A 21,629-nucleotide genomic window follows, 5' to 3' on the forward strand; every position below is an offset into this window, starting at 1 on the left:
TCCACTATCGGTTGGAAGTTACAATCATTCGCCATTGCTTCCATGCGTTTAAATAGGCTCTCAAATCATGCGGATGATGATAAGTGCAGGTCACAATTCGATTGTACAGCGCGATCGCGACCTCCTCATATAGTGCCTTCAGATCGCGGGAGAACGGCCAGGCTTCGTCATACACGACTTCTGCAATGACATCGGGCGTCAATTCATCCGGAGAGGAGCAGAATGCGAACGCCAAGTCATACATCGGCTGTCCAATTAGCGGCAGCGGATCGATGACGCCGGAAAGCTGTCTATCTTCATCGAATACAAAGTTATGCACCCCGCAATCCCCATGCAGATGATAGAACGGACCCGTTACGCGGCTGGAATTGCCCGCTAGCTCGGCTGCCAGCTCATGATCCTCCTCCGTGAACAAATCGCCGGATGCGCTTCGTGTCAGCTTCGTTCTCTCGATGAGATCCTGCTGCCATGTCACATTGCGGCCTGCCGGCCATTCGACTTCTTCGTACTTCGCGATCAGCTGGCGGACCAGTTCAAGAAGCAAGCCGCCCTTATTCCCAGGATAATAAGTGGTCGCTCCTTCGATATATTCATAGATCAGGAAACGGTTGGCGGGATCCGCGTACCGAAACGAGGGTACAATCGGCAGCTTGACGTAACGCTTCAAGAATGCCGCTTCCGCATCAACAGCCCCCGCTTCATTGTATTTCAGTACAAGTCGGTCATATTTCCCGCACTTCATCAGATAGACGTGACTGTTCGTACCACCCTCCAGCTTGTCCATGGCAAGTTCGCCGCTCGGCAATACGCCAGCCGCAAACAGTTCGGCTGCGATTAGAGTCATATTCATAGGGGTCTTCAGCCTCCTTTATGTATGCATTAATCAAATATCTATAGATTCAACGAATGATTGGAACAAAAAGCGGAGCAGGAAGAATGATTCTGGAGAAGCGCTAGCGGTCGCCTTTGTTCACGGATTTCTACCACTAATTTATGATTCAAGGAAACCCGGGAACAACAGCGATCGGAAGAACATTCTGCCTGCGCAGCGGGTTGATTCACATCTTTCGTTCAATAGTTCGAAATACAGATGACTATCATATTACCATAAAAGAGGCTGCCTCCGAAAGTTCGATGCATGCAAGAAACTTAAACATGTAGAATTGGCAAAAAAGAGGACAGCATAGGCGTCGTCGCCGTCTGTCCCCTTCCATATCCGATTCTTGTTCGCCTTGGATCATCGCCGCTTCTTAATGCGCCCTACACCCACGCGTGTCTTGGGTTTCTTCGATTTTCTTGGCGTAACCCAGCTGCTCTTCTTGCCGCTATCGGAGCTGTCTCTTGTAATCTTCCCGCTGGAGGCCGATTTCTTCGGTGATTTATCGAAGATACTGCCGCCGCTGCCGGGTTTGCCGCTGCTGGCATCCGCATCCTTCGACCGTTTGAAAATCGAGCCCTTGCGTTCCACTGTCATGGGCGGGATCGCTTTCTTCTCATCGACCGTCGGGGCACGGAATGTTCCCGTCTTCGGTTTATAGACATCTCGGTCGGTATAGCCGCGATAGCTGCCGCCGCCATATCGTCCGTTATCGAATAAATCGCCAAGCAGGCTCGCCATCAGATAGCCTTCCAGGAAGCTCATGCTGTAATTGTTGCGCACATACTCTTTGGAATCGACCTCAACAAGCGTATCCTCAGGCTTTTTCTCGTCCTGCTGCAGATGAACGATCCGGTCGGAGTAGACGAGGAACATCCGGTCTTCCGCTTCGTCCGACTGCTGCTCCGGCTTGGATGATGCCGCCAGCTCGCTTGCCACTTCGGGAACCGTCTTGCCTGCTGCACGATAAACGTAAGATGTCTGCGACCCGCTGCCGTTAACCGATTCGAGCGGGTACGTGTCTTTTATCGTTTCGTTAATACCTCCGCATGCTGCAAGAAGCGGTACGATCAGACTGAAGACGAGGAATAGTTTAAGCGCATAGGACCATTTGTGCCGCATTCTCAAACCTCCTTAACCGCCTCGCAGCACGCGAACGTCTGCGGGCAGTACATCCTCGCCTTCGTATAACATAAACCGGCCGTCCTGCCACTCCACCCGGAGAAGCTTTAAATCGTCGGATTGATATTGCCACACATACTGCTCGCCGCCTTGGAAGAACGGCGTCTTGCCTGCTGACGTTATGAAGCCGGAGTATTGCTCTTCCATATGGTAAGTGCGATCGTCCAATTCGATAATCGTCGGTACCTCGTCGACGGAATCCAGACGGCCGTCAATCGGCTCGTACAGGGCATAAAGGGTGCGCTCACGCTCTTCGATGGTCAAATACCGGATGGAAGCGCCATCCTGCAGCGTCAATACGATCAAATTCCGCTGCCTGTTCTGCGTTCGTCCGACGACCTGGTACGTCACAAGCGATACTTCACACACATCGCCTGGCCCGATGGACAGCATGCCGGGTTCCGGCTTCTTCGGCTCGGGTTTGGCCAATATGTTCTTGATTCGTTTAAATATACTCATCGCCATTGCTCCTTCCTCTGCGGGTTACAGACATGCTCCAATAATCAGCGCTCCGGCGGCATGAATGGATCCGGCGAACAGCGCATGCGCAATCTTGCCATCCTGCGTACCTTTATCCAGATGCAGATTCATGGTCGAACGCAGAATGATCCTCAGCAAACTCTCAAGCACCAGTAAGATCAGGAATGATATGATCGATACGAACAGCGCCTCGCTAAGCAGGTCCGAGGTCATAATCGATCTCGATAAAATGTAGGCCTGAGCCAGCAGTTTAATAATAAAACGGGTCGTCACCGCCACGTTCCCATTGCGGATTTCTTCCATATCCCGATAACGCGTAAATAAGGAATCGACCATCATTAAGACGACGAGCAGGACGGCTCCTGCACCGGTCCATACCAGCATGCCCACTACATTATCCAGTGTCATCCTTGACATCCCCCATTATCATAGTCGCACCTCTCCCGCCCATAGAAAAGACGTCTTAGACCGTGCGATCGGCTTCAGTCGCGCGATCGAGGCCATCGGACGTCCTATCTTTCCATCAATCGTTCGAGGCTTGCGAGAATCACTATTGATCTTTGTTTTCGTATTTCTTCATCAATGCCGCAAGCTCGTCTTCAACGGCCTTGTCCTTGCCAAGCGCTGCGAATTCATCGTCCAGCGACTTGCCCTTGCTGCTCATTTCATTGCTTGCCTCGGCCTGAGCTTCCATCTGCAGCATCTTCTCTTCCATACGCTTCATACCGGAAACAGCCGTATCCGAGCTGAAGCCTGCCATCGACTTGTTAATCTCCGCTTGCGCTTTCGCAGCTTGATAACGGGCAACGAGCGTCTCGCGTTTGTTCTTCAGCTCCGTCAGCTGGCGGCGCATCTCTTCGAGCTTGCTGCGCAGATTGTCGGCGGAAGCTTTGTTCTGATCGAAGCTTGTTTTGTATTCGTTCATCTTCGCTTCGGCTGCCTTCTTCTCTTCCAATGCGCGGCGGGCCAGCTCGATATTCTGCATCTGGACGGCTGTATGGGCTTGCTCCTCGCGTTTCTTCACCAGCGCTTCCTGCTCTTCATACAGCTGCTTGAATTTCTTCTCGATCGCGATTTGAGCTGCGACCGCCTTCTCCGCGTCCTCCAAATCTTCCTGCATGTCGCGGATATATTGGTCAGTTAGCTTCACCGGATCTTCCGCTTTCTCGATTAGAGAATACACATTCGAGAGTGTAAGATCACGCAAACGTTTGAAAATGGACATGGTTTATTTCCTCCTCAGAATCGGTAAAGTGGTGTTGTTGTATGTTCATTATTACGTGTCACCCTACGATTCGTTTCAAATCCATGAAAACAATTTCTATTGTACCATGTGCGTACGCCGTCTTAAATACTTTCATCTCCCGCGCTGCCTTCCCTCACTCGCTGTTAAGCTCTTCAATTCGGTAAGCTGCGAATACATTATCTGCGCATATATTTAGTAGTATGTGAAGCGAAATCGGTGATACAATACAAGAGACTCATAAATAAAGGAGAGATTGCAATTATGGCACAAAGCGATGCGAAGAAGAAACGAATGAGATGTATCCGCAGCGGAAAGATAGATCCGGCACAGAATCGTCTGGATTGGCAGGGCATCAACCCGGTAACGCGGCAAACGCCGACGAAGCAAGAGACGATGCGCAAGCAATATCGCAAGCATAAAGAGAAGTGGAATCCCGGCGGCAGGAATGGGGATTCCATTTTTTTATGTTCATGAATGGACATAACTCCATTCATACGCCATTCACCATACGATTATGATATCAAACCGAGCCTTCGGAGCCCGAGGAATGAAATTATTTTCACTGCATGATCGGTCCTTTGAACAATATAAGAATTTATGTGGAGCTGGCTGCAAACAGCGTGTTCCCTCCAGGTAGCGTACGATATCTTGCTTCCGCTGTGCTGCTATCGAAAGTTAACTTCGCGAAAAATTAAGGCTGGACCGGTTTCGTCTTGATCGATATCTTTATCAGCTTCAGATCTTCCTTCGGTTTGCTGACTTCGCCAGTCAACGGGCTCTCCACAACAGGCATCTTCGAGAGTGCTCGTACAACATCCATGCCTTCGACGACTTTGCCGAAGATGGAGTAGTTCGGGTAATTGTTCAAATTCGAGCTGGCAGGCCCGGCACAGATGAAGAATTGGCTGCCGTTCGTATTCGGGCCTGCGTTGGCCATCGCAACGATACCTTCCTCATAGGCGTGACCGTTGTTGAGCTCGTCCTTGAATGAATACCCCGGTCCCCCGCTTCCTGCAGCGGTAGGGTCCCCCGTCTGGATAATAAAGTCCTTTACAACGCGGTGAAACAGCAGATCGTTGTAGAAGCCGTCTTTGGATAACGCAACGAAATTGCCGACCGTAACCGGTGCGTCCTGGGCGAACAGCTCGATCGTAATTTTTCCTTTCGCGGTCTCCAACTCGGCATAGTAGGTTTGCCTCGGATCCAAGACAGCCTTCGGCATCTCCTTATATTTCTTTCCGATTCGAACGGTACTTGTTTCGCCGTCATAAAAAACCGGCTTCCCGAGCGATTCGCTTACAAAACGCAGAGGAACATAGGTGGTGTTGTTATACACAAAACCTCCTCCGCCGGACGGCGGCACCTTCTTCTCGCCATCGAAGATATACGTCAGCTTTTTGAAGACCACATCAATCTTTGTTCCGGATGCATAAATCGCCGGGGAGCACACCAGAATACCAATCAATAAACCGATTACAAGTCCCTTGAATTTGTCGCTCACGCTTCTCATCCTTTGCAATTTGGGGTTGTAGGCCTAACTTACACTCGAATCGTACCATAAAACCCCAACATCATGCAGGCTTGTTTTTGCGTTCTCAAAGTCGACGCGGTTCTGTATTCGTAACGTCTAGATGCAGTTTAAGCCGCTTCATCTGCTTGCCTGTTCCATTTCGCTTGGAAGAACCTGAATAGCAGATAGGAGAGCAGAAACACGATCATGAAGCCTGCCGAATATCGGTACATCGTCCCATAATTCGTAACCGAGGATATCGCGCCCAGCAGGATTGCCCCGACAGCTACCCCGACATCGGTCGAGTTATAGAACATGCTGTTGGCCATACCATGCTGCTCTTTCGGTGTGGAGCGGAGCATCCAAGCTTGAAGTGTAGGCTGGATCGCCCCAAAACCCAGTCCGTACAGAAGCGCTGACAAGATCAGCATAGCCATTGAATCCGTATAGGACAGCACGGTAAGGCTTGCCGCAACGCAGATTGCGGCTGGGATTAGAACGGCTGCATGCCCCTTACTGTCGAAGAGCCGACCCGATATCGGCCGGATCAGAATGATCGTGAAGGCATTGAACAAGAAGAACAATCCGACCTGCTCCAATTGTACGGATTCTCCGAACAAAGCGATAAAGCTGAGAATACCGCTGTATGTCACCGACAAAAAGACATTCAGTATTGCCGGAATCAGCAGTGCCGTATTGAACGTGGGCTTGCCGGCGTTCGCTGTCATAGATCTCACTCTCTTCTTCGGTTCAGGCGGTATCGAGCGCGTTAGAAGCATAACCGGGAAGATCAGTATCACAACTGCGGTACCCAGCAAAGCCAATGTATGGAACCCGTATTGCTTCATGACGTTAAGTCCGATCACCGGCCCGATTGACATGGCTAGGCTGGTCGATAGGCCGAAGTAGCCGATCCCTTCCCCGATCCGGCCGCCCGGTATGATCTGTGAGACTAACGTTGGAATGATGGTACTCGCCATACCGAATCCGATACCGTAGCCGACCCTCATCAAGAGCAGCGATCCAATCGAACTCGCAACCACATACAATCCGGTCGTTATTGCTGCAATGGCGAGACCGGCCATTAGAATGACATTGCGGTGAATCTTCCTCATCAAGAGGGCCGTAATGAAGCGGGTTGCGATCGCGGAAGCTGCGAATACGCTTGTTACGAGGCTGACGGTTATATCTCCTGCCATAAATTCAGTCTTCACATGGGAAGGAAATGAAGACAACAGCATCTGCAGGTTCAAAAATAATAAAAAAGACGAAAACGTCAACACGATAAAGGTTTTCGTCCATAATTTCGTTTGTTGTTCGTGATGCGGCATATCATTCTCTCCTATTCTAAAGCTGTCAATGAATCGACTTGATGATTGATCCGGAGAAGAATTTCCAGAAATCGTTTATATTCTTCATCAGTTACGCACTGCTTGATAACGTCAATAACGCCCTGTTCAATAGGCGTCGTCTGCTCGATTAAGACTCTTCCCTTATCCGTAATATGAACCACGAACGAGCGGCGGTCCGACTCTCCCGTCTGCTTGCGGATCAGGCCCTTCCCTTCCAGATGATCGAGAATACGGGTTGTCGTAGGCTTGTCCTTGCCTACGCGTTCGGCGATCTCCTTCTGGATCAGCCCATCCGTCTTATCAACCTGAAACAGAACCGCCCATTGCTCAGGGGTAATATCGAATGCCTTCAATCGATTCTGCAGCAGCGTCGTAAGCTTCCGGTACGTTATGCCCATATTGAAGCCCAATGATTGCTCCAAGCCATACATATTCGAGGTCATTCCAGCTTCCTTCTCTCTTGCGATATTAGTTGCTTAGACAACTATATTCCAGACAACTAAGTTTGTCAATGAAGTTACTTGCCAATAGGACTCCTGCAACAAAGAAAGACGATCCCTCAAACCGTCGTTTTGACTTGAGGAATCGTCCGTTCATTTCAAATTTCGAGATACTTCTGGATCAAAAAAACGCAATACCAGAGGCTCTATCGCCTTCTTTAAGCGCAGTCATGATAACTGCCGCAGCTTCCAGGCTCGTTGGTGGCTGCCCTTCCTCCGGCTCATTGTCCTGTACTTGCTCTTCTTGCTCGCGCATTTTCAGCTATTCTACATCGCGGAAAAATAATAGAAAGGAACCGTTTAGTAAATGAACGGCTCCTCTCGCGATACTTATTCCATTAGGAAATTTCTTTTCATTAATACTAGCCTGGTGTCATGGTTATTCCAAAAACAATTCACTCTTACGTGCAGCGGCTGTACCCGCAGCCCGCGCATGTTCTGCAGCCCTCCACGTGAATCAGAGAGGCGCTGCCGCATGATGGACAGAGATCCTTCGTGATCGTCTCGGTGCCAGGGAACGGCATCTTGAGCGAGGCCATGATCGTATCTGCCTCGGCATCCGGTACAACGGAGCTCTCTGCTTGCGCAGCCGCGGTTTCATGATCACCGCTGCCGATCATGTGGAGCTCTAACGATTTGGCCACCGCGTCCGCAATGGATTCGACCCGGTTCGCACCGAAGCCGATCGCGCCTGAGCCGCCAATGCCTTTCAGATGCTTCACCAGCAGCTTCACTTTATTCCCATGATCGCCATAACGAAGGAATAGCGAGCACACCCGGCCTAATGCTTCGGCCATTGCGAATACATCCGAACCGGCCTTGCCGACGTTCAAGAAGATTTCCGCAGGCGTCCCGTCGATATCGTTAATCGTAATATAGGCCATGCCGAACGGCGTGTTGATCTTGTAGGTTGCGCCGCGAAGCACGGACGGACGGCGTTTATATTGCTTGTCAATGACCGACTCTTCCCGCGGCGCAGTCGGGACGGCATCGCTACTTTGCGCTGCACTGGCTTCCGCCGACTGCTGATGAGCTGGCTCCAACACTTGACCGAAAGCCGTCGTGGCTGCTTCAGGCGTTCTTTCTTTGCTTTCTTCCTCATCCTTCTTGGTGGACAGAACCTGCACATCGCGGCTTCCGTCACGATAGATCGTTACGCCCTTGCAGCCAAGCTCGAAGGCAAGCTCATATAACCGCTTCGTCTCTTCAACCGTAAAGTCGTTCGGACAGTTCGCCGTCTTGGAGATCGAGCTGTCCACCCACCGTTGAATCGCGGCTTGAACACGGATATGATCCTCTGCCGACAGCGACATGGAAGTTACGAAGAAATCAGGGAGCTCTTCGCCCGGATGATTGTCCTTCCACGCTTGTGCAATCGGCACCAGCTGCTTGTCGTAGCCCAGACGGCTTTGACGGTAATATTCGAAGGCGAAATACGGCTCGATGCCAGTCGACGTCCCAACCATCGTACCGGTACTGCCCGTCGGCGCTTGTGTCAGTACGGTCACATTGCGCATTCCGCGCTTCCGGATCGCCTCGCCGATTTGAGGGAAGGAATCTGTCATATGGCGCATGAATCCGCTCTGCAGGAACTTATCTGCTTCGAATGCGTTGAAGGAGCCCTTCTCCGCTGCAATTTCCGTCGAAGCCAGATACGATTCTTTGGCGATGAAGCCATAGATCCGTTCCAGAAATTCAAGCGATTCCGGACTTCCGTAACGGATGCCGAGCTTAATCATCAGCTCGGCAAGGCCCATCGATCCCAGGCCGATCCGCCGTTCCAGCTTCTGATTGCGCTCGTTCTCTTCAAAGTGATACGGCGTCGCGTCAATGACATTGTCCAGGAACCGAACCGAGTAACGCGTTACCTTCGCCAATTCGTCCCATGCCACGTCATGGTTGGCCTCATCATAGAATTTAGATAAATTGATGGCCGATAGATTGCAAACTCCCCATGCCGGCAGCCCTTGTTCGCCGCAAGGATTCGTTGCAATCAGCGGATTGAAATACCAGCTGTTCGACATCTGATTATAATGCTCCATGAAGACGACGCCAGGCTCGGCGGACTTCCAGGCCGATTCGATAATCGTATGCCATATCTCCCGAGCCGGAACGGTTTTGTACGGGATTACCCGTTTGCCACGGCTGCGCCAGGCTTCCAGATCGCCATCCCACAGCGCATCGTATTCAGGATCCTTCGTATCCGGGAAGACGAGCTCCCAATCGAGATCCTCTTTCACCGCGTGCATGAAGTCATTGCTGACGCATACCGATAAATTCGCATTCGTCACTTGCCCCATCGTCTGCTTGACGGTAATGAAATCGAGCACATCGGGATGCCAATCATGCATCATCAGCATCAATGCACCCCGTCTCGAGCCGCCCTGCTCGATCAAGCCCGTCGTATAGCTGAACAGACCGCCCCAAGAGACGGCACCGCTGGAGGAACCGTTGACCCCTGCCACCACGGCGCGGCGCGGCCGCAGTGAAGACAGATTGATGCCGACGCCGCCGCCGCGCGCCATAACCTCAGTCATCTCGGTCAACGTCTTCATTATTCCGCCTCTGCTGTCATGCGGAGAAGGAATGACATAGCAGTTAAACAATGTCAATTCATCGCTCGCACCCGCACCGGCTGCAATCCGGCCGCCCGGCACTAGCTTCCAATCGTCCAAAATATAACGGAACCGCTCCTGCCAGAGCTTCTGCTTCTCATCGCTGTCTTCTACGGACGCAATCGCCCTGGACAGCCGTTCCCACAATTCGTCAGGCGTCTTCTCGACAGTCAGGGTCAGCTTCTCCACATCGGATTCAACCGTCTCGCCGCTGCGCAGCCGGATCGTCACCTGCTGGCCTTCCCGGTTGATTACCTCGCCGACCTCCTTGGTCGGAAATTTCGGGTCGTCCTTTGTCAAGACGAGCACTGTATCCCCTACCTTGGCCGCCTTCGAATCTGCATTCTTCCAAGCGTAGCGATCTAGAAAAATCTTCTCGCTTAGTCCCTCTAACTTACCCGCACTCTTCGTTTCCATACAATTCCGCGCCTCCCACATTCAAACATCCAATACCACATATGGTGTTTAATCATTGACAAGATTCATTGTAACACACAATATATGGACATGGAAACAATGGAAGACCGATTAGAGACAGGCAATCCAGCCCGATCTCACTGATTCACCATCTTACGCTAAGATACGCTATTTTTTCCTGTCCAATTGAAAAATGAGTCTTTTTTCATGTTGCGTTCTTATGTTTTCCTCTGCTCAAGGCCATACTATACAGATAAAGCCAATCCCTTCCTTGGAAAGGAGCTCCATCATGCAGCCGCCGATCGAACAACACCGGGGCGAAGGTCCTGCCTCCCCCGTAATCCGCAAGCTGAACGCCAGTGTCGACCTGCATTTGGACCGCACCTGGTTTAACGAACTGCAGCAGCGCATCGACCGCAACGGTCCTTGGGATGACTGGACGATGTACCAGCTCGCTGTCGAGGCGGAGCAGTCGAAGCTGATCGGCAGCTTTGACGACTTGCAATGCATGCGCTGCCTGCCGAATTTAGAGCCGATGCCGCATCAATTAAGTACCGCGCGCAAGGTGCTCCACGAGATGAGCGGCCGGGCGATTCTTGCCGACGAAGTCGGACTCGGCAAGACGATCGAAGCCGGTCTGGTGCTCAAAGAATATTTGATCCGGGGGCTCGTCCGCCGCGTCTTGATCCTCGTTCCCGCCTCTCTGGTTCTGCAATGGGTGCGCGAGCTTAATCAAAAGTTCGGTATATCTGCCGTGGCGCAGAAGAAGGAATATATGTGGCAGTACGATGTCGTCGTCGCTTCCATGGATACGGCCAAGCGCGATCCTCACCGCGACATTCTGCTTGCGCAGGATTACGACATGCTTATTATTGACGAAGCGCATAAGCTGAAGAACAAGAAGACGACCAATTATCAGTTCGTCGGCCAGCTGCGCAAAAAGTATTGCCTGCTGCTCACCGCGACGCCGGTTCAGAACGATCTGGACGAGCTCTATAACCTCATTACGCTGTTGAAACCGGGCCAGTTGGGCGGACAGAGCGAATTCTCCGCCAATTTCGTCGTGGACAAGCGCCTTCCGAAGAATGAAGACCAGCTGCAAGAAGCCTTGTCTGGCGTTATGATCCGCAACCGGCGGGGCGATGGCGGCATTCATTTTACGAAGCGGATTGTCAAGAATATCGAGCTCGCGCTCTCGGATCAGGAGCAGGCTCTATATGACGCCGTAACGGGATTCGTTCGCCAGCGTTATGAAGAGAGCGGCGGCGATTGGACCAGCATGCTCTCTCTTATTACCCTGCAGCGCGAAGTTTGCTCCAGCCGGGATGCCGTCTTCCTGACGCTTGTCAATTTGTTCAAGAAGACCGCTGAGGATTCGCCCTTTCGTCCTAAGATATGGGAGCTCGTCGAATTCATCCGCAACATTCAGGCCAACACCAAAGCGGAGAAAACGATGGAGCTCATCCGCGAGATGAACGACAAAGTGATCGTGTTCACCGAATACCGGGCTACGCAGGAATATTTACTGCAATATTTCCGTTCGCACAATCTGGTTGCGGTTCCTTATCGGGGCGGCATGAACCGCGGCAAGAAAGATTGGATGATGGATCTGTTCCGCGGCCGCGCCCAGGTGCTGATCGCTACCGAAGCCGGAGGCGAGGGCATTAACCTGCAGTTCTGCCACAATATCATCAACTTCGATTTGCCTTGGAATCCGATGCGTGTCGAGCAGCGGATCGGCCGTGTCCACAGGCTTGGCCAGCAGAACGATGTCCATATCTATAACCTCTGCACGCTTGGAACGATCGAGGAGCATATCGTGAACCTGCTGCATGAGAAAATCAATCTCTTCGAGCTCGTTATCGGAGAACTCGACCACATTATCGAACGGTTCGAGAAAGGTGAGCACTCCCTGGAGCAGCGCTTATCGCGCGCGATGCTGGAATCGGGCAATTCGGCAGAGCTCCGCATGAAAATCGACGACCTCGGTCATTCATTGACCCGTATTCGAAGCGAGGTAGAAGCCGAAGACTTCATGAACCCAATGGGGTCAATCATGGACGCTGTCGGCCAATCGGTGGAGGTGAGACCGTGAACGACCGTCAAGTTCATAAGTTTGTGCAGCGTTATCTGGAGGCGACAGAATGCCGGATCATGGAGAAATCGCCTGCGCATTTCCTTGTTAAGCTGTCACCTAGAGCGGACCGCGATTTGACGAACCGTCCATTCTATTGGGGGTTTGTCGACCGGACAGGAGCAGAACCGGAGACGATGTCCATGCTTCTGGTAACGAACAAGAACAAATACGACGAGTCCAAAGCCGCCGCCAGCCCGTCCGGGACAGCAGCCGCGCCCGGTACGCAGGTACAATCCGCGTCCGGCGCATCCGGGACGACGCAGCCGTCAGGCGGGATAGCCGGTGCCGCCGAGGCGGCCCTAGGCCGGTCACTCGGATTCGTGCACGGCTCGCTGAACGCATCCGGCCGCGTCCCCCGCGAAGATCTGTATTATGGATCCCGAAAGCTGGAGCAATTGTTTGAATCTGCCAAGGCAAGCGGCAGCTATCTCTGCATGTTTCAGGAGCCCGATAAGAAGAACTCCCATCCGCTTCAATCGACAGCATATACGGCTTGGCTGGGCGTCAATTTTAAAGTTGAATTCACCTGCGACATGAAACGGGAGGAACTGCATTCCTTCGGCGTTTCTATGGCTACCGGTCAATGCACCGAGCGCTTCCATGACCGGCTTCAGTCGCTCCGCATGACCCACCGGCTGCCTCCGAACGTTCATACCGCGAAGAATGGCTTGACGCTTGCGAAGGCAACAGCTGTCGCTGAGCAGACGCTGGAACGCAAACTCAAGGGCTATGATTACGTCTGGGCGGATGCGGCCGCTGCCAGACTCCAGCTGGAATTAGCGACGGTTCAACATTATTACGAGCCTCTTCTTGAAGCGCAAGAGGAAGACGCTCGCGCGGCAGCCGCCGAGCAGTTCAAACGAAGACAGGATGAGATCCGCTGGCAGTATGAACCCCGCGTGACGGTATCCGCCATTAACTGCGGCATTTTCTATTTGCAAGGAATTGGGTAACGACAATTAGAAGGGTTTTGACCGTTCTTTCGCATGAATACGGCAAAAATAGAAGGGGGCTTGTCCGCTTCGCCGCGACAGGTTCCTACAACCTTTTCGTCTAAGCTGCGATACAATGGCGTTACACCAAATTCGTAAGGAAAGAAGCAGGTGGAGAAAATGCACAAAAAATGGGTTCCGCTGTATGCGGCATTACTTTTGATTCATATGATTGCCGGAGGCCAGTCAGGCCAGGCGGCCGGGACAAGCCCCGATGGAGCAAACGGAAGCGGAACGGCCTTGACGGTTCAAGTACTGCTTTGGGCAGACAGCTTGTCGGCCCAGCCTGAATTTGCGGCGTGGAAGAACGCTGAGTTTACGATTGTGCCAATCGGTCCGGGCCAGCACGGCTGGCTTGTTACGTTCCGCGTTAAGCAGCAGCCGGTCGGCTATATGATCGTCAACGCAACCGAAGAAGGCGGCTTCGCCCTTGGTGAATACGGTGCCGGCAGTGAACCGATTTTTGATCCGAATACGCTGTACCAGGCTATGGTACGGCAGCAATTTATATCTTCTTACTCCGACATAATAAAGAAGCCGCTCAAGTTAGAACGGCTTTACATCCATCCGCTGCTCGCCGTTTGGAAGTGGTACGCTCCAGACGGACAAACCTACTATCTGGACGCATGGAGCGGCGACGCCCTGCCCATCAATGATCAGCAATGGCAAGCGGAGACGGAACGTTATTTAGCCAAATCGGCTGTTTCGGATAAGCCTGTACATCTATCCCTGTCACACATGAACCAACCATTCGATCCGTACGAAAGGATGCCTTGGCTGACTCAAGCCCCATTAAACGGCAGTCAAGTGAAGCAGCTCTCGCGTTTACTGGATCGCAAAGCGCAAATTCGATTCACGGCGGAGCTGTTCGAGAAGAACGTGTTGTTCGTATGGCCAGCGATCGGCTATCACCGCTGGAATGACGAAACCTTATTCATTGCCTTCGAAGAGCACGGCACACGTTACATGCCGGTTAATTCTCTCGGCGGCGGAAGCTTCTTCAACTGAAGCGAGCTCGTTTTGGCTCTTAACGACTCCGGCGCTTGCGCCACCACAATGCAATTCCGAGCGGAGCAATCCCGAACCAGCGTGTCAGCCAAGGCTCTTTAGCAGCCTTGGCTGCTTCGCGTTTGAGCTTGCGCTGTTCCTGCGGCGTTTCCATATAAGTGACCAGCTGCTGCGTCATGTATTTAATCAGTTCGTCGCGGCTTGCCATCTGATGCACCTCCGTAATCATTGTCGTTAACAGTGTTCCCTGTATCTCTCCGTTCAAACATGCATGAGTTGGGTCCAGATGAGCCACGATAAAGCGAAGGCTTTTGAATGGAGGTAGAGAAGGCATGTTAATGAACGGATTCACGCGAAGGCTTGGACGCACACTGGGAATGGGCTGTTTACTCCTTGCCAGCTTGATGAATGCCAGTCCGGCGGGCGCCTCTGTACCGGAACGAAGCGAACTCCCGATCCCTCATCCTACTCGCGGTCCTATTCCTGCACCTGCTCAAGCAGAAATCGATCCGCTCAGCGATCCGGATTACCACCGCGCGCTGCCAACGGCCGATATCATTATCGACGCCGGCCATGGCGGGATTGACGGCGGCGCATATGTAGGAGACATTAAGGAGAAGGACATCAATCTGGCTATTGCCAAAAAATTGTATTTGCTCTTAAGCAGCAGCGGTGTCCGGACCATATTGAACCGGAACGGCGATTATGCGCTTAGCGAGGATAACCGCTGGTTCGCCAGCCGCTCCAGGCATAAGCGGGATTTATCCCAACGTTCCCAGTTAAGCAAGGAAATTCAGACGCGCATCGTCGTCAGTCTTCACGTTAACTCGGGAAAAAATAAGTCCGTACGCGGACCGCTCGTTCTCCATCAAGATGAAGGCCAGAGTGCTCTGCTCGCCTATTGTATTCAAGATGCCCTCAACCGCCAGCAGAATACCCGCAAGCTGCCGGAATTGGGAAAACCGTTCTATTTGCTCAACGTCGTCGAACAACCGGCGGTCATTGTCGAGATGGGCTTTATCAGCAATGAACAAGACCGCCGGATGTTGACCGACCCTCGTTATCAGCTTCAGACAGCATCTGCGATTGCCTCAGGGATTCGGAATTACCTCCTTCTCCGATGACGGAGCAAGCATCTCCGATAATCGAACGAAGGTTGCCTTCTCCTTCAGCTGCGGTATTTGTTCCTTGAGTACCGCGGCTGTCTTTTTGCCTGGCGCACCGACATGGCCGATTGCCACACAGACGTCATTCGATTCCAAGTGCTTTTTTAGCACGCCGATTTGGCCTGCGATATGCCGCATCGTGTATACGTCGTCCAAGAACACATGGTTGGACAATAACGGAACGCCAAGCTCCGCGGCAATCTTCGGCACGACCGTCTTGAACGTCGTCCGGCTGTCGAGGAAGAACATATTATTCTCCTTCACGACGGACAGCACGATACGCATGACCCGTTCGTCGGCCGTAACCTTGGAACCCATATGATTGTTCATTCCGATCGCATGCGGGACATCGCGTATGGCATCCTGAACACGTTTGCGGATTTCTTCATCGCTCATGCTCGTCAGTATTGCCCCCGGCCCTAACCACTCCTTCTTCCCCTGGTTCGGCTCCATCGGCATGTGGACAATCACGTCATGCCCCTTCTTGTGCGCCTGCTCCGCATCCTGCTTCGTCGTCCTCATGAACGGCATAACAGCCGCCGTGATGTGAACCGGAAGATCGAACATCTCCTCCGTTCCTGTCATGTTGTTGCCGAAATCGTCGATCACGATGGCCAGCTGTCTGCCGTCTGCAGTAATTGCTGCCGCCTGCTCTTCTTGGGCATTCCCCGTCCGACCCCATGCGCTGCTGAGCAAAAGGATCATTGCTGCCGAAACCCATACCAATCGTTTCATTACTTTCACTCCTTTTCCTGCGGTACTCTCTCATTGTTTGTGGGTAGGTTTTAAAATATACAAACAAAAAACCACCGCTTCATATCCGCGATGGTTTCTTGTGATTGGTTCTCAGCCATTATTCATGCATGATGAGTTCATAATAAGTTTAACACCCTCGATTTTTAGCTTATCCATACGAATAACCCAATCCTTGAAAGCTTCATAAGTTTCATCTGACAATCCGAACAGACGCTTCAAGTCCATCACGATCTGTTTCTCTTCTTCATTATAATCCCCGTCGGCAAATATCAGGAGAAGGATCTCGACAAAGAATATATTTTTGACCTGTTCGACCTTCAGGTCAGCGATGATTTCAGGCAGGTCCCTTGCTTTCGAAAAGCCGATATAATCCGACTCCCGCAGATTCATCTCGGCCATGAAGGAGCGCAAATAACCTTGCTCCTTATTACTGACGAATCCATCGGCCTTCGCCACGACATGCGCTAATTCCAGGAATGCCTCTTTATCCTCTTTCGCCTGTAGAAAATGCAAAAACAACGTGGTCCACTCTCCTGTTAGATATCCCGATTGTGCAGTCCGTCCCGGTCCTTACTCCAGATCCATCACTGCATCCGATTTGATTATTTCATTTCTGAGGCAAAAAGGCAAAACTCTCTTGTTTAAAATTTTGCTAAAGATCGCTTGCCGGCTTGTCGGTTGTCCTGGCACTCCCGGTTCAGCCCTCCATCTGACGCGGTCAGGTATCCATACGGGAGAATAGACCTGATATCACTGATCGCGCATAATCAAGACAACAAAAAACTCCAGAGAACTCTGGAGTTTTGAAACGCAAGGTGCTGGCTGACTTTACTGGGCGAGCAGCAGTACGATAGAGAACAGCCCGAAACAGATATTAACTAAATAAAGGAACGAAACGACTTGAACCGGCTTCATTCCGGTGGCTAGCAGCCGGTAATGAACTTGGGATGCGTCCGCTTGGTACACGGGAACGCCCTTCATCATCCGCGCGATTACGACGCGAATATTGTCCAGGATTGGCACGCCTAAAGCGAGGATAGGAATAAACAACGACAACATCGTCGCTTGCTTGAAGGCGCCGTCGAGTGCGACAACACCCAGTATGAATCCAAGGAAGGTCGCTCCCGCATCGCCCATGAAAACTTTAGCCGGCGGACGATTGAACAATAGATAGCCCACGGATACGCCAACCGTAATAACAGCCATCATAGCAGAGCCTTGCTGTCCCATGACAAGCGCAACGACAAGCAGCGTTCCGCCGGATATGGCGGACAAGCCTCCTGCAAGTCCATCCATTCCATCGGAGAAGTTAATTACGGTTGTTACGCCAAAGATCCACATCACCGTGAAGAGGAAAGACAACCATGCCGGCAGAACAATATAATAGCCGTTGAGCGGATTCTCAAATCCGGCAAAGACGATTCCTGACGCGTATACGAGCACGGCCGCCGTCATTTGAACGAGAAATTTCGGCAGCGCCGGAAATTCCCTGCCGTGGGTCTTGTACCAATCGTCTACGATGCCGATGACCAGTATGAGCAGCCCTCCGCCCAATATGGCGGCCGTCTGTACCCAGCTGTCCCGGACAAATAACAGATATACGGCTACGAAACCGATAAAGATGGCAATACCTGCAGTAAGCGGTATCGGCTCTCTATGTATTTTTCTAGCGCTGTCCTTTCGGGGCTTGTCCACAAAGCCAATCCGGAACGCCGCCTTTTTCAATGGAGGAATAAGTGCCACTACGATACCAAAGGAAAGCATGAATTCTATCAGATAACTCATCGTCGACTCCCTTCCCTATTTGATGGTCTATACCTAAGATTGTAGGCACAAACGATTTGCAATGTCAACGGGCGAAATCTGTCGAACGGGAAAAGACCTGACCCGAAGCGAGCTTATCCGACATAAATATGGCTTCCCAATTCAAGATTCAGTATACTTCAAATAGTGAAAAATGGCGGGAATAACGGATGGAGGTTACGATAGGCTTGTATAGAAATGGACGGGGAACATACTTGCGCAGCATGGAGCTGCTGAGGGATCAAGTGGACAATTTTGACAGATACCCTTATTCGCTGGATGCCGTCAAGAATCTTGAACGGCTGGAGTTTCATCCGAATGTCACTTATATCGTGGGTGAGAATGGGATGGGCAAGTCCACGCTGCTGGAATCGATCGCGATTGCCTGGGGCTTCAATCCGGAGGGAGGAACGCTAAATTTCTCGTTCTCCACACAACCGACCCATTCGGAGCTTCATGAAAATATCCGGCTCGTGCGAGGACCTCAAAAGCCCAGGGACGGTTTCTTCTTCCGTGCGGAGAGCTATTACAATCTGGCGACGAATATCGACCTCCTGGATCGCGAGGGCTCTTTCGGGCCGCCGATCATCCAATCATACGGCGGCAAATCGCTTCATGAACAATCGCATGGCGAATCGTTCTTCGCCACCTTTATTCACCGGTTCAGCGGCAATGGCCTATACATCATGGATGAGCCGGAAGCCGCGCTGTCCCCGTTCCGGCAGATGGCGATGATCACCCGGATGCATCAGCTCGTAAAGCAGAACGCTCAGTTTATTATTTCGACCCATTCCCCCATTCTGATGGCCTATCCGGATTCGTTGATTTATGAGCTGACTCCAGAAGGCGCTGCCGTGAAGAGTCTTGAGGATACCGATCACTTTATCATTTATAAGCAATTTCTGAACAACAAAGAGAAGCTGCTGCACGAGCTTCTTCAAGAGGATGATTAGCTTATCGAGATTCAGCTTATCGAGATGCCGGTTATGCTCCTGCGGGGATGCGATATGCTTATTCTCAATGAGGCCGGTTCCATTTAATAATGCGCCGCAAGTGGTCGACCGACCGCCGTCAAGCTGCGAAACGCCGGACTGGGAGCTGCGCGCGGCGCAAAAACTGTAAGACCATCCCTCGGATTAACAGCAAGAACGATATTATTTATGATCATTGCATCTATGCATTCACTGAATCGTGCTAAAGTTTCGTAGAAAGATGTTGTATAAAATACAACATTATCTGAAGCAATCCGCACCAGTGGCCGTATTGTTGTACGTTATGCAACAATGTGGATCAGAAACGATGAATCAGCCTCTCAGGCAAGGGGAATTGTTGTAAAATTTACAACAATTCCGGATTATCATCGCCACAGTCCGCCCTAAGCTGCAGAATATACAACAATACGATGTCGGTAACTTTTCCTTTATGCACCAATGCCCGTATTCTAACGACAACCCTAGCGTATAACTCGATAACGCGCGGTTCATGCCGACTATTCCCTATGACTCCCACAACAGCCGACAGAGCTGCTCCTGCACCTGAACCATTCTTCTTCCGGATAGCGCGTTATCAAGATAGCGAGCTTAGCCGCATCGGCCGATCATGTCAGCTCGATCAGCGATTTCCCTACGCTTTTACCGGAGTCCAGCACATCCAGCGCTTTATCGACCTCATCAAGCGAAAATCTGTACCGGATTAATTTGTCTACGGGAATCAGACGATTGGTCACGAGATTGACGGCATCCTGCCAGGTCTTCTTCGTATACGACAGGATTCCGTGAATTTCCAGATCCTTCACATGGAAAATATCGCTGAACAGCTCCATCTTGGCATCTTTGCCCGCTGCTCCTAGCAGGACAACCTTGCCTCCCCTGCGAACGATGGACAACGCCATATCCACGGCACTGCTCTTCCCCGCGCACTCAATGACAATATCAGCGCCATAGCCGTCCGTCAGCTCTGAGACGCGTTCCGCCGCTTCCTCTCTCGTAATATTGACGATGTCCGTGGCACCGAGACTTATTCCCAGCGATAACGATTCGTCCGTAACCCCAATCAGTATTATTCTCCGCGGAGAGAACAATTTGGCGATCATGACGGCAAGCAGTCCGACCGTGCCTGGACCGATTACCGCCACCGTCTCACCCGGTTCAGGGTGCGCGCGCCATACGCCGCGCGTTACGACTGCCGTAGGCTCAATTAAGGCCGCCATGTCCAGAGGGAAATTATCCGGTAAGCGGTGAACCATTCGCGCATTGACGACCACGTATTCGGATAACCCTCCCGGAATGGTGAAACCGAGCTCCTTCATGTTCTCGCATAGGTTGGTTTCGCCTTGCCTGCAGAATCTGCAATGACCGCAGTGCTGCACGCCTTCGGATACGACCCTGTCTCCCTGTTTCAGTCCGGTTACGCCGGGTCCGACCTTCTCTACGATTCCGCTCCATTCATGCCCGGGAATGCAAGGGTAGCTTACCGCATCCGCGCGCACCATTCCTTTCGCCAGCTCCAGATCCGTTCCGCAAATACCGGCGTACATGGAGCGGACAAGCACCTGACCCTCCCCCGGCTCGGAGACGGGAATATCAACTACGGAGTGTTTATGGGGCTCATGGATCATAAATGCCTTCAAGGTCATTCTCCTTTTCTGCTTAAGGTTACGTTGTCGATTCAAGCGTATCTTCCAAATATTCAGCTGTCTTCCCTCTTAGAAAAACAACCGATTCCCGCATTTCGTCAAGGCCGTTTACGCCATCCTCGATTGAAATCCATCCGCGAAAACGAATGCTTTTCAGCTCCGAGAAGATCGTATTGTAATCGTTCACGCCTTTCCCGATTACGCCATGCGCCAATGCTTGGGAATAACCCTGCAGGGAATACTCCTTCAGGTCGTCGAGCGAATACCCTTCCCTCACATACCGGTCGCTGGCATGCATCGTAATGACGCGATGCTTGACCTCCCTTAACAGCTTCAGCGGATCTTCACTGGCAACGATCGCATTCGAAGGGTCGTAATTGACGCCAAACCAGGGTGATGAAATTTGACCGATAATCGCCAGATAGATGTCGGATTGTTGCGCGAACTCGGGATATACCCAGAATCCGTCCTTGTAATGATTCTCCATGACCAGATGAACCTGCTTCTCCCCCGCGTAAGGAAGCAGTGCCTCGATGCATTCCACCGTCCAGCGAATCCCTTCTTCTACGGATACTTCGGGACGCCTCTGTCCGGACAGCACACGGCAGCTGCGGAAATCATCCGGACCCAGAAAGGCCATCGCATCGATCATCTGCTTCATCTTAACGATTTCTTGCGCGCGGAATGAAGGGTCGGGATGGGTAAAATCCGGCGAAGAGCACATCATCGGAATTTCCAAGCCTTGCTTCGCCGCCGCGTCCTTCACCTGCTGCAAATAGGCTTCGTCAAGCTCCTTCAAAAATAACGGATATAATTCCAAGCCGTCCGCACCCAATGTGCCGGCCATCTCGATCCACTCTGCCAAGGACATTCTGCCGTCGGATATTTCTTCAATATAGCCCTTCGGAAATACGGCGATCTTCGCACGGTCATTCCTGCGCATCGGCTATCCC

General features: G+C 51.8%; 21 protein-coding genes. 6 read left to right on the forward strand and 15 right to left on the reverse strand.

From position 1 onward, the window contains the following. Positions 1-4: 4 nt before the first annotated feature. The 5 genes from L1F29_RS21050 to L1F29_RS21070 all read right to left on the reverse strand — a co-directional run bounded on the left by L1F29_RS21050 (position 5) and on the right by L1F29_RS21070 (position 3,764). Positions 5-850 (reverse strand): phosphotransferase family protein, encoded by an 846-nt coding sequence (locus L1F29_RS21050; RefSeq protein WP_258384006.1) that lies wholly within the window; start codon positions 848-850, stop codon positions 5-7. Between the two features lie 387 nt (positions 851-1,237). Then, on the reverse strand, positions 1,238-1,999 hold the full coding sequence (locus tag L1F29_RS21055) for a DUF4247 domain-containing protein (protein ID WP_258384007.1): 762 nt from the start codon (positions 1,997-1,999) through the stop codon (positions 1,238-1,240). Positions 2,000-2,011: 12 nt separating this feature from the next. Next, entirely contained in the window at positions 2,012-2,518 is a 507-nt protein-coding gene (locus L1F29_RS21060) for a DUF4178 domain-containing protein (protein ID WP_258384008.1), read from the reverse strand. Positions 2,519-2,542: 24 nt separating this feature from the next. Next, entirely contained in the window at positions 2,543-2,947 is a 405-nt protein-coding gene (locus L1F29_RS21065; protein ID WP_258384009.1) for a DUF350 domain-containing protein, read from the reverse strand. 142 nt (positions 2,948-3,089) lie between these two features. After that, a complete protein-coding gene (locus L1F29_RS21070; protein WP_258384010.1) occupies positions 3,090-3,764 on the reverse strand; it encodes a PspA/IM30 family protein in 675 nt (224 codons plus the stop codon). A 282-nt stretch (positions 3,765-4,046) separates the two neighbouring features. On the opposite strand from L1F29_RS21070, the gene brfA reads away from it, so the two are divergent. After that, positions 4,047-4,259, forward strand: coding sequence for a ribosome rescue factor BrfA (brfA, locus tag L1F29_RS21075; RefSeq protein ID WP_258384011.1), 213 nt, complete (start codon positions 4,047-4,049; stop codon positions 4,257-4,259). Positions 4,260-4,476: 217 nt separating this feature from the next. Here brfA and L1F29_RS21080 read toward each other — a convergent pair whose 3' ends face one another. The 4 genes from L1F29_RS21080 to L1F29_RS21095 form a co-directional block, all read right to left on the reverse strand. After that, positions 4,477-5,286 carry a peptidylprolyl isomerase gene (locus L1F29_RS21080; protein ID WP_258384012.1) on the reverse strand — a complete coding sequence of 270 codons (810 nt, stop codon included), beginning with the start codon at positions 5,284-5,286 and terminating at the stop codon, positions 4,477-4,479. Between the two features lie 137 nt (positions 5,287-5,423). Continuing rightward, a complete protein-coding gene (locus L1F29_RS21085; RefSeq protein ID WP_258384013.1) occupies positions 5,424-6,626 on the reverse strand; it encodes an MFS transporter in 1,203 nt (400 codons plus the stop codon). Positions 6,627-6,637: 11 nt separating this feature from the next. Continuing rightward, complete coding sequence (locus tag L1F29_RS21090; RefSeq protein ID WP_258384014.1) at positions 6,638-7,090, reverse strand: MarR family winged helix-turn-helix transcriptional regulator; 453 nt, start codon at positions 7,088-7,090, stop codon at positions 6,638-6,640. Between the two features lie 458 nt (positions 7,091-7,548). Beyond that, positions 7,549-10,179, reverse strand: coding sequence for an adenosylcobalamin-dependent ribonucleoside-diphosphate reductase (locus tag L1F29_RS21095; RefSeq protein WP_258384015.1), 2,631 nt, complete (start codon positions 10,177-10,179; stop codon positions 7,549-7,551). Between the two features lie 289 nt (positions 10,180-10,468). Between L1F29_RS21095 and L1F29_RS21100 the strand changes: the two genes are divergently transcribed. From L1F29_RS21100 to L1F29_RS21110, 3 genes are all read left to right on the forward strand, one after another. Further along, the gene (locus L1F29_RS21100; RefSeq protein WP_258384016.1) at positions 10,469-12,274 is read left to right on the forward strand and encodes a DEAD/DEAH box helicase; all 1,806 of its coding nucleotides are present in this window, start codon (positions 10,469-10,471) and stop codon (positions 12,272-12,274) included. After that, on the forward strand, positions 12,271-13,269 hold the full coding sequence (locus L1F29_RS21105; protein ID WP_258384017.1) for a YqhG family protein: 999 nt from the start codon (positions 12,271-12,273) through the stop codon (positions 13,267-13,269). Before L1F29_RS21100 ends, L1F29_RS21105 begins: the two co-directional genes overlap by 4 nt. Before the next feature lie 159 nt (positions 13,270-13,428). After that, on the forward strand, positions 13,429-14,316 hold the full coding sequence (locus tag L1F29_RS21110) for a hypothetical protein (protein ID WP_258384018.1): 888 nt from the start codon (positions 13,429-13,431) through the stop codon (positions 14,314-14,316). A 19-nt stretch (positions 14,317-14,335) separates the two neighbouring features. Here the strand turns inward: L1F29_RS21110 and L1F29_RS21115 are convergent, their stop codons facing one another. Continuing rightward, entirely contained in the window at positions 14,336-14,524 is a 189-nt protein-coding gene (locus L1F29_RS21115) for a YqzE family protein (protein ID WP_258384019.1), read from the reverse strand. A 124-nt stretch (positions 14,525-14,648) separates the two neighbouring features. On the opposite strand from L1F29_RS21115, the gene L1F29_RS21120 reads away from it, so the two are divergent. After that, positions 14,649-15,440 carry an N-acetylmuramoyl-L-alanine amidase family protein gene (locus L1F29_RS21120; protein WP_258384020.1) on the forward strand — a complete coding sequence of 264 codons (792 nt, stop codon included), beginning with the start codon at positions 14,649-14,651 and terminating at the stop codon, positions 15,438-15,440. Here L1F29_RS21120 and L1F29_RS21125 read toward each other — a convergent pair. The 3 genes from L1F29_RS21125 to L1F29_RS21135 all read right to left on the reverse strand — a co-directional run bounded on the left by L1F29_RS21125 (position 15,408) and on the right by L1F29_RS21135 (position 18,023). After that, positions 15,408-16,217, reverse strand: coding sequence for a divergent polysaccharide deacetylase family protein (locus tag L1F29_RS21125; RefSeq protein ID WP_258384021.1), 810 nt, complete (start codon positions 16,215-16,217; stop codon positions 15,408-15,410). The genes L1F29_RS21120 and L1F29_RS21125 overlap by 33 nt on opposite strands. A 111-nt stretch (positions 16,218-16,328) precedes the next feature. Continuing rightward, complete coding sequence (locus tag L1F29_RS21130; RefSeq protein ID WP_258384022.1) at positions 16,329-16,757, reverse strand: co-chaperone DjlA; 429 nt, start codon at positions 16,755-16,757, stop codon at positions 16,329-16,331. A gap of 309 nt (positions 16,758-17,066) precedes the next feature. Then, positions 17,067-18,023 carry an MraY family glycosyltransferase gene (locus L1F29_RS21135; RefSeq protein ID WP_258384023.1) on the reverse strand — a complete coding sequence of 319 codons (957 nt, stop codon included), beginning with the start codon at positions 18,021-18,023 and terminating at the stop codon, positions 17,067-17,069. A gap of 188 nt (positions 18,024-18,211) precedes the next feature. Between L1F29_RS21135 and L1F29_RS21140 the strand changes: the two genes are divergently transcribed. After that, a complete protein-coding gene (locus tag L1F29_RS21140) occupies positions 18,212-18,994 on the forward strand; it encodes an AAA family ATPase (RefSeq protein WP_373876420.1) in 783 nt (260 codons plus the stop codon). Positions 18,995-19,638: 644 nt separating this feature from the next. Here the strand turns inward: L1F29_RS21140 and L1F29_RS21145 are convergent. Next, entirely contained in the window at positions 19,639-20,670 is a 1,032-nt protein-coding gene (locus tag L1F29_RS21145) for a zinc-dependent alcohol dehydrogenase (protein ID WP_258384024.1), read from the reverse strand. A 25-nt stretch (positions 20,671-20,695) separates the two neighbouring features. Continuing rightward, the gene (locus L1F29_RS21150) at positions 20,696-21,619 is read right to left on the reverse strand and encodes a sugar phosphate isomerase/epimerase family protein (RefSeq protein ID WP_258384025.1); all 924 of its coding nucleotides are present in this window, start codon (positions 21,617-21,619) and stop codon (positions 20,696-20,698) included. Positions 21,620-21,629 lie beyond the last annotated feature (10 nt).

Source organism: Paenibacillus spongiae, assembly GCF_024734895.1.
Taxonomy (GTDB): domain Bacteria; phylum Bacillota; class Bacilli; order Paenibacillales; family Paenibacillaceae; genus Paenibacillus_Z; species Paenibacillus_Z spongiae.